The sequence below is a fragment of the Candidatus Electrothrix sp. genome (assembly GCF_052785085.1).
This window is the reverse complement of record NZ_JALAAI010000098.1, coordinates 1-14,774: the sequence shown is the minus strand read 5'-3', so window position 1 is coordinate 14,774 and position 14,774 is coordinate 1. Positions and strand designations below refer to the sequence as shown.

Annotated in this window: 21 protein-coding genes, 1 tRNA gene and 1 other RNA gene; 3 read left to right on the top strand and 20 right to left on the bottom strand. The window is 45.0% G+C overall.

Translation table 11 applies throughout. From position 1 onward, the window contains the following. Positions 1-329: 329 nt before the first annotated feature. From L2082_RS14300 to tadA, 12 genes are all read right to left on the bottom strand, one after another. Positions 330-806, bottom strand: a complete 477-nt coding sequence (locus L2082_RS14300) for a Uma2 family endonuclease (protein ID WP_446008027.1) — start codon at positions 804-806, stop codon at positions 330-332. 169 nt (positions 807-975) lie between these two features. Next, positions 976-1,170: a hypothetical protein gene (locus tag L2082_RS14295; protein WP_446008026.1), complete on the bottom strand. Its 195-nt coding sequence runs from the start codon at positions 1,168-1,170 to the stop codon at positions 976-978. Positions 1,171-1,406: 236 nt separating this feature from the next. Continuing rightward, positions 1,407-2,450: an SAP domain-containing protein gene (locus L2082_RS14290; protein ID WP_446008024.1), complete on the bottom strand. Its 1,044-nt coding sequence runs from the start codon at positions 2,448-2,450 to the stop codon at positions 1,407-1,409. Between the two features lie 208 nt (positions 2,451-2,658). Further along, positions 2,659-2,868, bottom strand: a complete 210-nt coding sequence (locus tag L2082_RS14285; RefSeq protein ID WP_446008023.1) for a hypothetical protein — start codon at positions 2,866-2,868, stop codon at positions 2,659-2,661. Between the two features lie 18 nt (positions 2,869-2,886). Next, the gene (locus L2082_RS14280; RefSeq protein ID WP_446008022.1) at positions 2,887-3,186 is read right to left on the bottom strand and encodes a hypothetical protein; all 300 of its coding nucleotides are present in this window, start codon (positions 3,184-3,186) and stop codon (positions 2,887-2,889) included. Continuing rightward, complete coding sequence (locus tag L2082_RS14275; RefSeq protein ID WP_446008021.1) at positions 3,173-3,379, bottom strand: BrnT family toxin; 207 nt, start codon at positions 3,377-3,379, stop codon at positions 3,173-3,175. The genes L2082_RS14280 and L2082_RS14275 overlap by 14 nt, the downstream gene beginning before the upstream one ends. Then, positions 3,372-3,638: a hypothetical protein gene (locus L2082_RS14270; RefSeq protein WP_446011888.1), complete on the bottom strand. Its 267-nt coding sequence runs from the start codon at positions 3,636-3,638 to the stop codon at positions 3,372-3,374. The genes L2082_RS14275 and L2082_RS14270 overlap by 8 nt, the downstream gene beginning before the upstream one ends. 7 nt (positions 3,639-3,645) lie before the next feature. Then, entirely contained in the window at positions 3,646-4,038 is a 393-nt protein-coding gene (locus L2082_RS14265; protein ID WP_446008019.1) for a hypothetical protein, read from the bottom strand. A gap of 397 nt (positions 4,039-4,435) precedes the next feature. Further along, on the bottom strand, positions 4,436-4,576 hold the full coding sequence (locus tag L2082_RS14260; protein ID WP_446010692.1) for a hypothetical protein: 141 nt from the start codon (positions 4,574-4,576) through the stop codon (positions 4,436-4,438). Positions 4,577-4,716: 140 nt separating this feature from the next. Next, positions 4,717-4,815: signal recognition particle sRNA small type (gene ffs, locus L2082_RS14255), an RNA gene on the bottom strand. Between the two features lie 26 nt (positions 4,816-4,841). Continuing rightward, a tRNA-Ser gene (locus L2082_RS14250) sits at positions 4,842-4,927 on the bottom strand. A 131-nt stretch (positions 4,928-5,058) separates the two neighbouring features. Next, positions 5,059-5,550 (bottom strand): tRNA adenosine(34) deaminase TadA, encoded by a 492-nt coding sequence (tadA, locus tag L2082_RS14245; protein WP_446010693.1) that lies wholly within the window; start codon positions 5,548-5,550, stop codon positions 5,059-5,061. 193 nt (positions 5,551-5,743) lie between these two features. On the opposite strand from tadA, the gene L2082_RS14240 reads away from it, so the two are divergent. Continuing rightward, entirely contained in the window at positions 5,744-6,091 is a 348-nt protein-coding gene (locus tag L2082_RS14240; RefSeq protein ID WP_446010694.1) for an ArsR/SmtB family transcription factor, read from the top strand. Positions 6,092-6,158: 67 nt separating this feature from the next. Beyond that, the gene (locus L2082_RS14235) at positions 6,159-7,199 is read left to right on the top strand and encodes a permease (RefSeq protein WP_446010695.1); all 1,041 of its coding nucleotides are present in this window, start codon (positions 6,159-6,161) and stop codon (positions 7,197-7,199) included. On the opposite strand, the gene L2082_RS14230 is transcribed toward L2082_RS14235, so the two are convergent. The 7 genes from L2082_RS14230 to L2082_RS14200 all read right to left on the bottom strand — a co-directional run bounded on the left by L2082_RS14230 (position 7,200) and on the right by L2082_RS14200 (position 13,136). Continuing rightward, the gene (locus L2082_RS14230) at positions 7,200-7,877 is read right to left on the bottom strand and encodes a hypothetical protein (RefSeq protein ID WP_446010696.1); all 678 of its coding nucleotides are present in this window, start codon (positions 7,875-7,877) and stop codon (positions 7,200-7,202) included. Next, the gene (locus tag L2082_RS14225; RefSeq protein WP_446010697.1) at positions 7,874-8,980 is read right to left on the bottom strand and encodes an AAA family ATPase; all 1,107 of its coding nucleotides are present in this window, start codon (positions 8,978-8,980) and stop codon (positions 7,874-7,876) included. The genes L2082_RS14230 and L2082_RS14225 overlap by 4 nt, the downstream gene beginning before the upstream one ends. Positions 8,981-9,064: 84 nt before the next feature. Beyond that, on the bottom strand, positions 9,065-10,087 hold the full coding sequence (locus L2082_RS14220) for a hypothetical protein (protein ID WP_446011887.1): 1,023 nt from the start codon (positions 10,085-10,087) through the stop codon (positions 9,065-9,067). Between the two features lie 82 nt (positions 10,088-10,169). Continuing rightward, entirely contained in the window at positions 10,170-10,712 is a 543-nt protein-coding gene (locus L2082_RS14215; RefSeq protein WP_446011886.1) for a DarP family protein, read from the bottom strand. Between the two features lie 6 nt (positions 10,713-10,718). Next, a complete protein-coding gene (coaBC, locus tag L2082_RS14210) occupies positions 10,719-11,918 on the bottom strand; it encodes a bifunctional phosphopantothenoylcysteine decarboxylase/phosphopantothenate--cysteine ligase CoaBC (protein ID WP_446011095.1) in 1,200 nt (399 codons plus the stop codon). A gap of 193 nt (positions 11,919-12,111) precedes the next feature. Then, entirely contained in the window at positions 12,112-12,615 is a 504-nt protein-coding gene (locus L2082_RS14205) for a hypothetical protein (protein ID WP_446011885.1), read from the bottom strand. Next, complete coding sequence (locus L2082_RS14200; RefSeq protein ID WP_446011884.1) at positions 12,612-13,136, bottom strand: nitroreductase family protein; 525 nt, start codon at positions 13,134-13,136, stop codon at positions 12,612-12,614. Before L2082_RS14200 ends, L2082_RS14205 begins: the two co-directional genes overlap by 4 nt. 301 nt (positions 13,137-13,437) lie before the next feature. Between L2082_RS14200 and L2082_RS14195 the strand changes: the two genes are divergently transcribed. Then, positions 13,438-13,956, top strand: coding sequence for a TFIIB-type zinc ribbon-containing protein (locus L2082_RS14195; RefSeq protein WP_446011883.1), 519 nt, complete (start codon positions 13,438-13,440; stop codon positions 13,954-13,956). A gap of 181 nt (positions 13,957-14,137) precedes the next feature. On the opposite strand, the gene L2082_RS14190 is transcribed toward L2082_RS14195, so the two are convergent. Further along, positions 14,138-14,446, bottom strand: coding sequence for an STAS-like domain-containing protein (locus tag L2082_RS14190; protein ID WP_446011882.1), 309 nt, complete (start codon positions 14,444-14,446; stop codon positions 14,138-14,140). Positions 14,447-14,774: the final 328 nt, after the last annotated feature.

The window sequence follows — 14,774 nt, the reverse complement described above, 5'->3', positions numbered from 1 at the left end:
GATTGACAGAAGCGGGCTTTTAGCTTGTTAATTTGGTGACCGATTTTTTTGATTGGTTTTGAAAATGTCATATGTCTCTCTGTAGCTTATTGATGTGAAAATTTCATTATTACAAGAAATCAATAGCCGTGTCAATATGTTATGACATCTGTGGCTAAATTAATTTTCTGAATTCTCAATAAATACAACTCGTTCATAAAGGCCAAGCCTTAAAGTCGTGCCATTACTCTTGAGACGATTTCCAAACCATCTTTCTCGACCAGCTTCTCATTGCTGATATTAATGGTTATGGAGTGCATATTGTTCGCTCGTATTACCAAGGGTTGATATTAGATTTCAATATGTTTTGGAAATTCCAGGACAAGCTCTGAATGCGCTCTTTCTTCATCAGCATTGAAGAATTGCATTTCACCGTTCTGATTGCATAGCCAAACTTCCTCTGCGCCGCCTGTAAAATACAACCTTCTCTTTTCCCGCATTTCTTCCTCAGTATTGGTTGAGGACAGCACTTCCACGCAGATTTCCGGGGCAACAGAGCTTTCCGTCTGATGTTTGATCTGCTGCCACAGCCCATCCGAACACCAAACCACATCAGCAACCTTGGTGCCTTTTTCTGTGGCAATGGCAAACTCGGGAAAAGCTTCTCCGTGTTGCAGAAGCTGAATCAGTAACTTGATGATCTTCCCTTGCAAGGCGGAATGATAGAGGCGAACCGGAGTCATCAAAATTTGTCCTCTTTCATTGAGTTCAATCTTATAGGGCAAATCACGCAAGTGCGGATCAGCGCATACCTCCTGCCAGTTCATGATTCTTTGCTCCTGATGGGAATTTTACCCCGTGTGTTCAGCTGGAATTTAAAGGGGTGTCCTAGCTCCCAAGCTCCAGCTTGTGAGCACTTATTCCTGAAGCTCTGCTTCTTATATAAAGCGAAACTTCACAGTGTTTGCGCCCAAGCAGAACTTGGGCACTAGAAATCTACTGATTCAATTCAGGACAGGAACTCTGTCGATGAGCTTTGTTCATGAGCTTGGGTCTCAGCCTAGTCAGTCTGTCGCCTACCTTTTGCTGATGGGACTTATACTCTTCGCAAATGGCATCAAGATCATAACCGAATTTCTTGGAATGCTCGTTTCGATATTGTCGTATTTCGTCTATAATCGGATCTTTCATAATTCATCACCTAACAGTTCTTGAGGAGAGCATATTTCAGGGCAATTTGTCCTGCTTGGGAGCACGTATTTCTGAAGCTTTGCTTCTTGTTTGAAGCGGAGCTTCACGGTGTCTGCGCCCAAGCAGAGCTTGGGAACCAGCTGTAAAAATCTCCTTGGATTGTTCGCTGTCGAAGACCTGCTTGAAGGTAAAGTCAGTTTTAACATCAAGGAAGTCCATGAGATCTGGAGTATCACTCACCAATCTACTGGTTTTATAGATTCAAATTTATTACTGACCCATAATCTTGCTTTATCAGGTAATTGCCCTCCAATGCCATTCTCTTCAGAGACCTGTTCCCATACAACCACATGATATGCCGCTGGTTTGTCCTGGAGTTGTTTTTTTATATCTGACAAGTATAATTTTGCTAATTGCATGATTTGGTTATCATACTTAGAGGTAAGTCCGCATGAGGGCTTTGCTTTTGGAGTTCCGTTTGCAATTATTCGCTCTATTAACTCAGTTTTCGAGCCAGACTTTTTTATACTATGTTTACCGCAGATTTCTCGTAATTCCTTAACGGTGAGGGATTCAAAATATAGACTTTGGGTTTCATTAGTTTCGGGAAGTTGTTTTAACAACCCAATCTTAACCAACTGATGATGGATAGATTTAGTCATTGGCCATTGTAGAGCTGCTTGTTCTTCTTTCATCCATCGAACTTCCTCGTGAAATGGTAGCCATCCTGCTGGAGGTTTCTTAACACCAATTTTCTTTAAAGTTGATGGTTTAAGCATTATATCAAACTCTTCAACTTCTATATCAAGAGCGTTAGGATCAAGGTCATTGTCAAAATCTTCTTGGCAGTATGATTTCTTGTCGTAAGCCATCTCTAAAAAATCATTTCTATAGTCCGTGAGATCTGTTATTCGGACTAAAGTTTCTTCAGTATATGGAAAGACAGGAAATTGAAATCCACTTGATGCGACTACTGGTTTCCTTGTTTTTAATGGCTTGTTCTTTACTTCATTTTTTCTTTCAATGGCTTCCGAAATAAGAACGGACATCATTCTTAATGAAGGTTCATTCGGGATGATTATTCCTAAATCATTGGCAAAGTCAATTTGTTTTTGAGTCGCTGGTTCTTGTGGCAATTCTATTATTTCTTCGGGAGTTGTTCCGTCTGCTAATGCTTTCTGGATAGCTTCCTCTTTACTAAAAACTGAATAAATTTTTTTTCTTTTTCTGCCTGTCTTCGTCCCAACACCTTGTATCTCAAAGTCTATTAATATCTTCATAACGTTGTATGCTAGTTAGAGATAAACCCCAAAAATTGAAGAGAACTTAGCTCTCCCCAAACATTTCCTCTGAAAAATCAGACTATGATCTTATCGTCCCGCAAGAGGCTCACGATATAGCCCGGAGATTTATCCCCGGCCGGAAATCATCACGTCTCCCCTTCCTTCCTCTTCGCCTTCTTCCGCTCACTCGACCGCGTCCCGCCGATCATCTCGTACTCTGAGAAATCCGGGCCGATAATCCGAATCTCTTGCGTACTTCCTTCACATCAATCGTCCGCCCGGCATCGCTGTCTTGAATACCTGCTTCAATGGCCTGACGAACATAAATCTGCTCCATAAGGTCATCCCATGTGGCATCATCAGGCAAACTGTTCAGTATCCTGCCCGCCTCTTGTTTTATGCTCTCAACCTGCATATTCTCAGCCTCATTGACTCACCCTGATGCAGGACGAATATCCCGGATATATTCAACCACCCAATGGGAGATCAACCGTTTGGTATCAATATGGCGGTGTTTCGCTTCCTGTTTAATCACAGCGATCTGTTTCGGCGAGAGACCGAGCAGGCGGTAGAGCTTTTTCGCCTCAAGCTGCGCCTGCAAAGCGGGAGAAAGCTGCATATCAACATCTTCCATGCTGTCCCAATAATCAGCCGACGATTGACTGTCCCAGAATTTTTGAACCGCTTCAATTGAAGCAAATTCATCCGGGAGCTTTTTCTTATGCTTTGCCATAGTATTTCCTCTCTTTTCTGTCCATATCACGGGCACTGATAATCAGGGCCTCACGAGTACGCTTATAAATGAACACCACAAAAACGTACCGTCCGCCATCTGTCCGACCATATGCGTAATAGAGATCTTCTCCCCGGACACCTGGCTCCCAAGCTCCAGCTTGGGCACTAGAAAAAATCGGATCATCAATCATCTGTTACTCCTCCCAGCTCTTCCTCTTTGCCTTCCCCCGCTCCCTTGTCCGCAGCAGGCGATACATTCTGCCAAGACAATCTACTTTTAACGACAGCACAGCTCCTCGTTAAACAGGACGCCCCTCTCTTGAAAAGAAGAACGCCTTCTTTTGTCGCATGAACAGCCGCTGCTGAAGCAACAGGCTCTCGTCGCACGTCCATCAGGGGCGATAATCCTACATCTCCACCCGCTTCAACCCTGCTGCTCTTTTCAGACAATACGCTATCAGTCTTTGTCCTTCTTCGAAATCTGCAGGGTGTCATCCTGGTCAGGGAGTTGAGAAAAGACACGATCAGCCAGTCCGGGCCTGCCGGATGCCACCAAAGGGATCTTGCTGTCGCGTATGCCATGCTCCCTGTTGTATGCCCGTATATTCCGCTGCGCAGAATACACTTTTTCCCAGGCAGCCTGCAATTTCTCCCTGACCTGCCTCTGCGCTTCGCAGATAGCCGCTTCCTCCTCTCTTGACTTGATCAAACTATCAAGCGAGTTCTGTAATTCTGATATAGGGAGCTGCAGGTTGGCAAACTTTGGATTTTCAGTTATTGTCTTAATAATTTTCCTGGCTACCTCAATAAGCTCTTCTTCGTCAATGGGGAGTTCGTCTTCCAGTTCCATTGTGACCTCTTTTTGTTCTGTTGTTCATTCCAGACAATACGCTGAAGATTATTTCCATACTGAGCCGCATGTTCTTCTGCGAACGTCCTTCCAGCCGTGACGGCTATAAAGCGACAGGTGTATGTTGCATTGCGTGTTCTGGATTCTTTCCTGCAAGTCCTCGCAACTCAATTGCAAGGACATCTTTTTTCGTTGCGGCCTCCCGCAGGCTTTCTGCGTGCATCCGCAAGAAGATTGCAAGCCCCCGCAAGCTTGTTGCGAGCTTCCGCAATTGAATTGCAAGCCGTCGCAATAGAGTTGCAGGCTCCCGCAACCGAGTTGCCAGTCCTGGCAGGATAATTGCGTGCTACCGCTTTCTTTATGCGCCTTAGCACTACGCCCTATCTTGCGCCCGCATTCACTGCGAAACTACCGGAGCAGGTGCCTCCTTCTGCCCTGCCGTCACAGCAACACCCAGATCATTAGCCGCCTTAGCAGTCAGCAAGGAAATAAGATCGGTAGCGTTGGGCTGGCCGCCGTCGATAAGACAGAAAATCACGTCGGGAATACAGTACCATCTCTGTAAAAATTTGTCTCGCCTGTTAAAGCTCTTTACTGGTGATGAATTTGAAAAATCCGTTGAAACGCGGAGAGAATGAAGGGGAAAACGACAGAGGGAAAAAAAACTGCGGATAAAAAAAAAGCCGGGCAACCCTGCAACACACAAAGGGACTCGCTGCCGCTGCTTCCTCCCGGACCTGACGGAGTTCACGATTCTTTGTTGCGCAGGACCCGGCTATCAAAACATGGGTCGAATATGTAATTGGCGGAGAGGGTGAGATTCGAACTCACGGTACTTGCGTACACACGCGTTCCAGGCGTGCACCTTAAGCCACTCGGTCACCTCTCCAGTACCATGAAAAAGCAATCTGTCGCAATCGGGAAAAAGAAGTTTTGAACTCCGACCGTCGTTTGTATTGCTCTGGGCACATTTATATAAACTGCATGCGTCTTTTTGACAAGAAAAAAACACCTTGTTTATCATTTTTTTCTCTTCTGTCTGAAGAAATCCTTAAGCAGTCTTGCACATTCTTCAGCACGAACCCCACCATGTACAGTAAAATTATGGTTCAACCTGCCGTCACAGCCTATACTATATTGCGATTGCAGGCCCCCGCCTTTAGGATCTAAGGCTCCAAAAACAATACGCTCCACCCGAGCCTGAATCATAGCTGCTGCACACATGGGGCATGGCTCCAAGGTGATATACATGGTGGTTTCAGGAAGGCGATAATTTTCCAGCCGTTCTGCTGCTGCCCGCAGGGTATGCATCTCAGCATGACCAGTGGGGTCATTGGCCTGAATACAGTTATTGCCTGCCCCAGCAAGAATATCACCATTTCGATCCACGAGAAGAGCCCCAACAGGGACTTCCTCCATTGCAGCTGCCTGAACAGCGTAGACAATGGCTTGCTCCATGAAATACAAATCCCGCACTTCATCCCATGTTTGCTGTTCACTTCCTGTTTCCATCGCCCGCTCAATCTCCCATTATCCCTTTATATCGTTCCCCAATATCCCGTTAATCCTTCGTGACCAAGAGAATAGTAAAAGAACCGTAAAGAATCAAGCCCTGCTGCGCCTCGAACTTGACAGTCCATCTGCTTATCACTATATTGCTATATAGGAATATATAAACACCAAAAGGCAATCACCCCAAGGTACAATGAAACAGCTCATCCAAGCTATGAAGGCCCTTTCTGATCCTAACCGGCTCGCGGTTCTCAAGATACTGGAACAAGGCGAACTCTGCGTGTGTGAGATCCAATATCTTTTAGAGTTGGCCCAACCTACCGTATCAAAGCATATGAAAATGCTTGAAGAGGCCGGGTTAGTCAATCGGCGACGGCAGGGAACCTGGATCCTGTACAGCCTGGCTAATGGCAAAGAGTCTGTTTATGCGGAGGCAATGCTTGCACACCTGAAGGGCTGGCTACAAGACGACCCTCTTGTCCAACAAATGGAAAAAGAACTCCCTAACGCATCGGCCTTGCGTTCCAACAAGAACAATTAACCAACGAAAAAAAATGGAGCCTTTACAAACCGCGGGCTGCGGCTGAGAAAAAAAGACAACCGGTCAGGTGACCGGCACAAAAAAAATAACTCGTACGCAAACATGGCTGTTCGGAACTTTGGGCCTTGGCCTTTGGTACCTGATCTACAGCCAATTACTCCCCTTTTCCCATTTCTTCACCTATTCTCTGCTTGGCATCAACAAAGGAAGTCATCTCGGAGAAGCTATCCAGTTTTTTATCTATGATACCCCCAAGGTCATGCTGCTTTTGACCCTGGTGGTCTTTATTATCGGCGTTCTCCGCTCTTTTTTCACCCCGGAACGAACTCGCAAATACCTTGCAGGTCGACGAGAGATTGTCGGCAATCTACTGGCCGCCCTGTTGGGCATCATCACTCCTTTCTGTTCCTGCTCTGCTGTGCCGCTTTTTCTCGGTTTTGTCCAGGCAGGAGTGCCCCTTGGTGTGACTTTTTCCTTTCTCATTGCGGCCCCTATGGTCAACGAGGTGGCTCTGATTCTCCTCTATGGCTTACTTGGCTGGAAAGTTGCCTCACTCTATCTTATTTCAGGCCTGCTCATTGCCATTATTGCGGGCTGGCTTATCGGTCGCCTGAAACTGGAGCACTGGGTGGAAGACTGGGTTCAGGAAATGCGGACTGGGCAACCACTGGTCCTGAACAAGAAGCTCACCTGGGCTGATCGGGTAGATATGGGCTGGCTGGCAGTGAAAGAAATTATCGGGAAAGTGTGGCTCTATGTCATTATTGGCATCGGGGTGGGCGCTGGTATTCACGGCTATGTCCCGGAAAATGTCATGGCTACTGTGATGGGCGGTGACCAGTGGTGGTCGGTGCCAGCAGCTGTCTTAATCGGCATTCCCATGTACTCCAATGCGGCCGGAATCGTGCCTATACTGGAGGCCCTGCTCGGCAAGGGAGCAGCCTTAGGAACAGCTCTGGCCTTTATGATGAGCGTCATCGCCCTGTCCCTGCCAGAAATGGTTATCCTGCGCAAGGTGCTTAAACCGAAACTGATTGCTGTCTTTGTCGGCGTAGTGGGATCAGGAATCCTTTTTACCGGGTATCTCTTTAATCAGTACATAATGTGATTACGATACAATATCTTCAATCTGTTGAATAAAATTCTGCAGGCTATGCAGGCAATTTCGATCTGACCTTATCCTGCTGCGCAACTCATCAATATAATAGGATTCCGTAACACCTTGCGGATTCCTTTTGCTGTAGCGAATGTTCTTCTCCCGAAGCATGTTTTTCAGATACTGGAAGTGATAATCACCAATTGATCCACTATACCCTTCTGGTTGCCGCATTTTTTCAGGATCATCCTGAGCCGTATTATAGTGACCGGTAAAAGCGGAAACTTCAGCAGAAGAAGGATTTCGTGCGTAAATGCGCCGGTTACCGAGAAACCATGTCTCCATACAGACAACTTGCGGCAAGATAACAACTTCGCAGTCATTGAAGACAACATTATGATCAGTGATAAATTCTTCGACTTCTTTCACTTTCTCCATTGCCAAAACATCATCAGTATCAATCACCAGAACAAAATAGTCAAATTTTCCCGAAGCATTCACATCAGCAGCAGAATCAACAAGATGATTATCAAGGATACTTGGAAAGCCGCCGCCGCTGATCAAATAGTAGTTATCCGCGAGAACATCGGAGGGGAAATCAACCCGTTTAAGCTGAGGAGCGAGGTATGCCAGCCATTTCGGATACACCTTCCGCTCCGTCTTTCCTTCCACTAAAAAATAGACATTCACGACTCCACTCCTTCGGAGTAGATATCAAGATTGATGAGTTGAGTAAAGGCTTGATGCTTTGATTTATCGAAATGAAACTCGGCAGCATCGCGGGCGGTCACTACACTGCCTTTTCTGGTAACGATCTTCCAGTTTGTATGATTGATGTTGTTGATTATATACGGATGATGACTTGTAATAATAAACTGAAGCCCTCTTTCAGAGGAAAGAATACTACTGGTCAGTTCGTCAATGCAGTTTATGCCAAGACTGTTTTCAAATTCATCTATTAAGATCAGGCTGGAATCCGCGCATAAATGAAGCTGCGCTATATGAACCAGCGTCTTGAGCATACCTGATGATATGTTAGAAATCCAATCAGCTACGCCCATTTCTTTAATTTGAATCTCAAGAGTAAAATGTTTTACAGCAGTTTCTATTGAAAACGGCACAGGTTCAATTCGCACTTCTTCAACAGAAGGAAAAATATCAATAAAACTGTTTACGATGCTGTCAAACAGTTGTCTTTCTTTCTTGCAGGCAAAATACAATTTTTCATCAAGAGGTATTGGGAGATTGCGAACTTCTCCTATGTCTGAATATTTATTTATATCTTTGTCAAAAGACGAAGAGAAAGATGCCTTTATATCCATAACAGGAAATATAATTTTTTCAAATTCCTTTGCTGCTTCCTTTATTTGCTCTTCTTCCCTGAGTAGATACAATATGCTTTGATCACTAGAAAGTTTCACTGTTTTTTTGTTATTAAACAATATCTCCTTATGATCTCTCGTTACGATCAGCTTATTTTCCCTCTTAACCGATTCAGTTATGATAGATATACCACTTGTATGATTTTCATCATTTTTAAACGAAACGTCAGTATCTTCAAACTCCCCCTCCCATATATACAGAGTTCCGCCTGATGATAAAAATTCAATATACCACTTAACACCTTTTAACGATTCCCCTTTTACTATCCTTTTTAAATCAAGAATTGAGTTCAATATACGCGTCTTGCCCACTCCAGATGCCCCGACAAGCAACGTGAGCTGATTAAGGGACAGGGGTTGAAGCTCCCAGCCCGTTGTCCTATCAGCAAAAGAAAAAGTTTGTATCCGCATTATATCGCCTCATTCTGGAAGTATATACGCATCCACGTCATTCGCTACAATCACGCCGTAGTTGATCACGCCCAGCTTCCTTACTTAACCCAAACCAGTACGTGATGTAATCTCTTCTATCTGTTGAATAAAATTCTTTTCATTCACAAAGCTCACATCATACATGCTCGTCAACCCTTGGCTCTGTTTGTCACTCAACCCCACAGCACAAATCAGAAACTGGCCGTCATCAAGCTTCAGGCGTTTCTTCAAGACGGAGTATTTCTCAATATCCTTGCGAAATTCTCCGGTCTTGCACTCAATGCACAGCGGTATGGTACCGTTGATAAGAAAAAATACATCAAGTTCATGCTGGTCTTCGTTCTGAAAAATCACAAAGAGATTACGAAGACAGGCAACAGGAATGTCCTTTTCACGGAAAAAATCCAACAGCTTCATAAAGACAAACCACTCCATCCATTCTCCGTTAAAGAAGTTCACTATTTTGGGCGCAGTTTGCAGGGTCAGCCGAACGATCTTTTCCTGCTTTTGATAAAAGTATTTGGCAACAAACGAGTAGTCATACAAATCCTTGCAGAATTGAGTTATGACCTTAATATCTTTTTGGCTTTTTTTATTGAGTGTGAGTTTAACCGTTGTATACCCTTTCCGCTGGATGTATTTAATTTTATCACTTACAAGCCTGAGCGTGTCATAATGATCTCCCAGCTGCACTGCAACCTCATCAAAAAAACCGGTGGTATCAAGAGCCTGTTGATCAACATCAACCTGAACATGACGCTCTTGAAAAAACTTCACTATCGGTTCATATTGCTGTTTGCTTTTAAGCTCAGCAGTATTGTAAATATCAACCTCAGATAAAGATTGAAGCGACTCATTTTCTTCTGGGGTTGATGCATCCTGAGATGCTTGTGGATCAACCTGACTGCGTAATTGCTGCAACTCTTTTTTCTGAGCCACAAACTGTTCAATAACCTTTGTAACAAAGGCAACGGTATCATAAATGGGACTCGGTGTTTTGCAGTGAGGACATTTTACAGATTTCCCCTGATAATCATTAGAAACTTCCCGAAGATGTCCACATTTGCTACACCGAAAGAGTGCCATTTTTTTCTCCTGCTACCTTATCGAATCATTTTCCATCCACTCCCCATGGGGAAGGACAACAAAACATAAAAGTTTATCCACGTTATTCCTCTGCCATTTTCCTGCCCATGGCCTCCCGCTCCTGGGTCGCTTGCAGGAGGCGAAAAATCTCACGGCTATGCTGTTTATTCCGGCTCATGGCAAAGAGGAAGGCTAAACGATGCAGTTCATGTTGATCCACAGAAGGCAGTTCAGCAGCAATATCCTTCACCACCTTGGACGACCAATCCTCGGTTAAATCCATATACTCTGCCTTGGCTGCACGCCGGGCCGCAATAGCCTCCTCAATGAGAATATCACGGAGGTATTCCACTTCATGAAATCGTTTTTTCTTCTGAAGTGCTGTCCCTTTACGCTTTTCCAAAAAGGCATAGAGTTTCTCATTCGGATCATCACGCAGGAGCTTGGTAATATACTTGATCTGTCGTTTTCTTGACCCGCCCTTGAGGCCAGCAACTTCTTGAAAAAGCCCCTGCACTTCTTCATCCACAGGCAGTTCATTCAACAGGCCAGCAGGGAGCACAGCCAGTTCTTCCACTAATTTTTCCACCTGCTTTATTCGACGCTTCTGCTCAGACCTGCTCACCTTCATCTACTTTCCCTTCCCCTTGCTCAAGGCGATCACCTTGTCCCAAATTTTGTTTGCGGTTTCTTCTTTGGAAAGCAATGCCAATTGTTCAGCACCCTCTTGAGTAATCAAGGTTACCTGATTGGTATCCACATCAAAACCGGTTTGTTGACCAAGAATATCATTAACCACGATCAGATCAACCTGCTTGGCTTCGAGTTTGCGCCGTCCTTCTGCCTCATGATTATTGCTCTCCGCAGCAAAGCCAACCAGTACCTGATCCTGTCGCCGCTCTTTTCCCAAGCTTGCCAAAATATCCTGATTAGGCACCAGATCAAGCCGGAGATCCGCACCTTTCTTTTTGATTTTGAACGAAGCAACCTCCTTGGCTCGAAAATCAGCCACAGCTGCGGCCTTGATAATGATCTGCGCACCAGGAGCATGTTCTTGCACAGCCTCAGCCATTTCTGCGGCTGTCTGTACCGGGACCATAGTCACTCCAGGAGGGGCCGGAAGACTGGTCGGGCCGGAGATCAACACCACCTCTGCTCCCCGTCGCTGAGCCGTTCGGGCCAAGGCATACCCCATTTTCCCGCTGGATCGATTACTCAAATAACGAGCCGGATCTAATGGTTCACGAGTCGGGCCAGCGGTAATCAAGATATGTTGTCCAGCCAGATCCTGGTCCGCAAAAAGTCCGAGCAAGGTTTCCCGGACAGTCTCCCATTCTGCCAAACGCCCAGAGCCGACTTCCCCACAGGCCAAGGGGCCGTTTTCCGGTTCCACAATGCGATACCCCAGCTCCTTCAAGGTGGCAAGATTGCGCTGGGTGGCAGGATGAGCAAGCATTTTGCTGTTCATAGCAGGACAGACAACCACCGGGGCTGCTGAGGCAAGGACCGCTGCGGTCAGAAGATTATCAGCCATGCCCTGGGCTAATTGGGCAATGGTTTGGGCTGTTGCCGGAGCGATCAGCACCACTTCAGCATCACCTGATAAGCTGATATGGGCCATCATCTCCTCAGCATCTGTACTGAACATATCTGTAGAGACCTGATGACCGGACAAGGCACCAAAGGTCAGGGGCGTGACAAAGCGGGTTGCAGCCTCTGTCATCATCACCGTCACCTGGGCCTCTTCTTTGGCAAGAGCACTCACCCAGCCAGCAGCCTTAAAGACGGCAATAGAACCAGTTACACCCAAAAGAACCTTTCGTCCCTGCACAACAGTATGCCTCTTTCAATGCTCGTAAAATTTTTTTACATAAACGCCCCCGCCCCAAGGGGCGGGGTATTGGATAAAGAAGCTTCGCCATCAAACAATCAAGAAGGCTTCTTCATGATGGGAAATCAGAGGGGCAACGAAGTACTCTGCTCATGTATTTGGGCAGCTTATTTCGCCGGTTTATTTCGTCGATTTATTTTGTTGGAATGGCTTCTCCAAAGGGATTCAGGCCAATGGCTGCGGTTTTATCAATGGTCACATAGAGAGTAAGACTGGTTTTGCGGAAATCACGTTCCGATATGGTCATCATGCAGGTTTTATGGGGCTTAACAAAGGCAAGCATGATATCCCCGGAAGCAGCCTCGCCAACCAATTTCCAATTGCTATCCTCCATAGCCCGGGACATATAATCTTTCAAAGAAGCGGTTTCCACTGAACCTGAATAATGCCAGATGCCGCCATGAAAAGATTCTGTTTTAATAGCCATGGATTTTGATCGATCCCATTCCATTTCAACCGGAACAACAATATCCTGAATATCATCGGCAAAGCTGCCCACAGCAGGGAGCATACCACTCCCACTTCCCATCGGATCAGACGGATACATATTCATCATACTGATGCAGCCGGACAGAAACAGGGTACTGGCGACCAGAGAGAAGAGTAGGATTCTACTGATTAACGGACATTTTTTCATGGGGTGATTCCTCCAAGTTCGTGTAAGATAACGTCTTCCAGCGCTAATCGTCGGGATTGCTGGGTTCTATGTAATGGATACCCTAAAGCCACAACAGCCATAAGGTCGTATTGTTCACTGAGTTGCAGCACTTCATTGACTTGTTGCTTATTTTTCAGGATCTGCCCGAGCCAAACCGCACCGAGTCCCAGCTCGTGCGCAGCAAGCAGCATGTTTTGGATACATGCCCCGGCAGCTTGATGATCCTTGACGGAATCATACATCTTTTCTTTATCAAGGTAAACAGCAATAAGCGCAGGAGCCGCTTCAACAATATGGGCATAATGGGTCAGACTGGCAAGGCGGGCGGAAATATCTTTATCACGGATTGTGACAAACCGCCAGGGCTGGTTATTCAAGCCGGATGGTGCCCAAATGCCAGCGGTTATAATTTGGTGGAGCAACTCCGGCTCCACAGGTTCCTCTGTAAATTCACGAATACTGCGTCGTTCTTTAATCGCCTGTTGAATATGCTGTTCCATATTTTTTCATTTCTCCTTATCTGTAGTGTCCTGATTAAATCGCTATATTTTTTCAGCTGTAATACTAAATATTTCACAAGGAGATGTAAAGAGGATGAGGATATTTTTGAAAAACAGAAAAAAGTTCGCCGCTTTTCCGCCTCTATGCTATGATTACAGACCATTATCTCTTTTTTCTTCAGATTCTGGAGATACCTATGCTGTTTTGTTCGATATTCTGCTGTCTCTTTTCCACCTGATCTCGGGCAAACAAAAAAAAATATCTCCCCTTTTACTTTTCAAACTCAACTAAGGAGAAATTATGAATTGTCCTGCATGCAACAACACACTCACAGAAGTATCCATCGAAAATATCCAATTAGATATATGCAAAGGCGGGTGCGGCGGAATCTGGTTTGACCGCTTTGAGCTGCAACAGCTGGATGAGCCGCATGAGTTTACAGATGAGCACCTTGTTGACGTATTGGCCAAAGAGTCACGGACAAGAACAGACCCTTCACAGCGACTCCAGTGTCCGAAATGTGAGGATGTTGTTATGATGCGTCATTTTCATAGTGTCAAAAAGGAGGTTGAGGTGGATCAGTGCCCGAAATGCAACGGCTACTGGCTGGATGACGGAGAACTATTCAAGATTCGCCAACAGTTCAAAACAGAAGAGGAAAAGAATCAAGCCGCTCAAAACCATTTCTCCAAGCTTTTTGACAACGAGCTGACAGCAATGAAAAAAGAAAGTGATGAGAAGGCTGAACAGTCTCAGCGTATTGCCCGAATGTTTCGTCTTATCACGCCGAGCTATTATTATTCAAAGCTCAAAAACTAACCAGAAACAAAGCGAAATATCCCGACCGCCAATGCGCACCCGACAGATTACCAATAGCCCCGCCCTTCGGGCGGGATGTTAACGCTCATGACTCCACCAAGGGGAATAAAAAAAACCGGGTTACGCGATGAGCACGTACCCGGTAGAGTGAAATATACAAAAGAAAGATTAGCAAAAAAGCTTAAGGAGCGACAGTAAACCTTTTTTGCTTGTCGCGCAAGATGAAATTCATTAATCCTCTTGTATTATTGTGTATATTCTTCAGTTCTATAGAGTTTGAAAAACGTTCTTTACCGTATTCAAGCACTAGAGTAACAATAGCCTCATCTAAAAAAGACAGTGAAATATCACTCTTGTTTTCCATATCTATGGTTACCGTTGAGTATTCCTCAAGTAACGCCTTTATTTTATGACGTATTTTCAAGCCGATATCTCGACCTACTAAAGTATCCTCGGACAGCTCGGTTAACTTAAAAGAAATTTTCATCATCACCTCCGTCTATCTCATTGCCGATCTTTTGAAAAAAATTCTCCGAATCTAACGTTGTTCTCTTATTGATTACCAATCTAACAACAGTTCCTAACCAAGAATAAGGGAGGATTTCATCATATTCTGTCCCATTCTTATTTATATAACACTTATCGCCGGAAAACAAAAATAAAATCCCTTGATTCTCTTCTATAAATCTTTGGCTCTTCGCAGATTAGTGGGAAACGCCATATTCTGCATAATTAGAATAGACATTCTGGGGAGATAATATTATAATTTGTGAAAAAAATCAAAGAGGTTTTTCCATGAAACTACTTTCTCTTGCTTA

Bases quoted from the DNA above. Each gene is read 5' to 3' on its own strand.
- L2082_RS14300 (WP_446008027.1), bottom strand. From the start codon at position 806: ATGAACTGGCAGGAGGTATGCGCTGATCCGCACTTGCGTGATTTGCCC.
- L2082_RS14295 (WP_446008026.1), bottom strand. From the start codon at position 1,170: ATGAAAGATCCGATTATAGACGAAATACGACAATATCGAAACGAGCAT.
- L2082_RS14290 (WP_446008024.1), bottom strand. From the start codon at position 2,450: ATGAAGATATTAATAGACTTTGAGATACAAGGTGTTGGGACGAAGACA.
- L2082_RS14285 (WP_446008023.1), bottom strand. From the start codon at position 2,868: ATGCAGGTTGAGAGCATAAAACAAGAGGCGGGCAGGATACTGAACAGT.
- L2082_RS14280 (WP_446008022.1), bottom strand. From the start codon at position 3,186: ATGGCAAAGCATAAGAAAAAGCTCCCGGATGAATTTGCTTCAATTGAA.
- L2082_RS14275 (WP_446008021.1), bottom strand. From the start codon at position 3,379: ATGATTGATGATCCGATTTTTTCTAGTGCCCAAGCTGGAGCTTGGGAG.
- L2082_RS14265 (WP_446008019.1), bottom strand. From the start codon at position 4,038: ATGGAACTGGAAGACGAACTCCCCATTGACGAAGAAGAGCTTATTGAG.
- tadA (WP_446010693.1), bottom strand. From the start codon at position 5,550: ATGGAAACAGGAAGTGAACAGCAAACATGGGATGAAGTGCGGGATTTG.
- L2082_RS14240 (WP_446010694.1), top strand. From the start codon at position 5,744: ATGAAACAGCTCATCCAAGCTATGAAGGCCCTTTCTGATCCTAACCGG.
- L2082_RS14225 (WP_446010697.1), bottom strand. From the start codon at position 8,980: ATGCGGATACAAACTTTTTCTTTTGCTGATAGGACAACGGGCTGGGAG.
- L2082_RS14220 (WP_446011887.1), bottom strand. From the start codon at position 10,087: ATGGCACTCTTTCGGTGTAGCAAATGTGGACATCTTCGGGAAGTTTCT.
- L2082_RS14205 (WP_446011885.1), bottom strand. From the start codon at position 12,615: ATGAAAAAATGTCCGTTAATCAGTAGAATCCTACTCTTCTCTCTGGTC.
- L2082_RS14200 (WP_446011884.1), bottom strand. From the start codon at position 13,136: ATGGAACAGCATATTCAACAGGCGATTAAAGAACGACGCAGTATTCGT.
- L2082_RS14195 (WP_446011883.1), top strand. From the start codon at position 13,438: ATGAATTGTCCTGCATGCAACAACACACTCACAGAAGTATCCATCGAA.
- L2082_RS14190 (WP_446011882.1), bottom strand. From the start codon at position 14,446: ATGATGAAAATTTCTTTTAAGTTAACCGAGCTGTCCGAGGATACTTTA.